The organism is Pseudoduganella buxea, assembly GCF_009720835.1.
Taxonomy (GTDB): Bacteria; Pseudomonadota; Gammaproteobacteria; order Burkholderiales; family Burkholderiaceae_D; genus Rugamonas; species Rugamonas buxea.
Genome location: NZ_WNKZ01000257.1, coordinates 1 through 468, shown reverse-complemented (window position 1 = coordinate 468; position 468 = coordinate 1). Strand labels below are relative to the sequence as shown.

General features: G+C 74.8%; 1 protein-coding gene. It reads right to left on the bottom strand.

Annotated elements, in window-relative coordinates; translation table 11 throughout:
- Positions 1 to 163: 163 nt before the first annotated feature.
- A partial coding sequence (locus tag GM672_RS28675) for a hypothetical protein (RefSeq protein ID WP_170300290.1) occupies positions 164 to 468 on the bottom strand: 305 nt, incomplete at its 5' end.

Below are 468 nucleotides of genomic sequence, written 5' to 3'. Positions count from 1 at the left end.
GCCCCGGCCCGTTCGCGCGCCGCGTCCCATTCCAGCAGCGCCGCGCGGTATGCCAGGTGCTCGCGCAGGGCGGCACCGCACAGGGCCAGTGCCAGCATGGCCGCCGCTGCGCGCGCCACCCCGGGCCAGCGTGCGGGACGGCGAAAATCAATGGCGAGCGCCTTCATGGGTGCATGCCCGCCAGCGCCAGCGCAATGCCGTCGTCCACGTCGGCATTGCCCTGGGACGGCACGGTGCCGGTCTGCCACAGAGGCGCGGCCGGGTCGATCCCCTGCAGCAGGCGTTCGCGGAACACCAGGTCGGCCACGTCGCAGGCCGCGGTGTCGGCATACAGCGCGCGCAGGCTGCGCCAGCCGGTCCGGTCGAAGCTGGCCAGCACCAGGGTGTCGGGTTCGGCCACGGCCAGCATGCCGCTGCGCCCGCGCAGCGCTGCCGGCCGGCCGTTCCAGCGCGCGACGAAATGCGGCA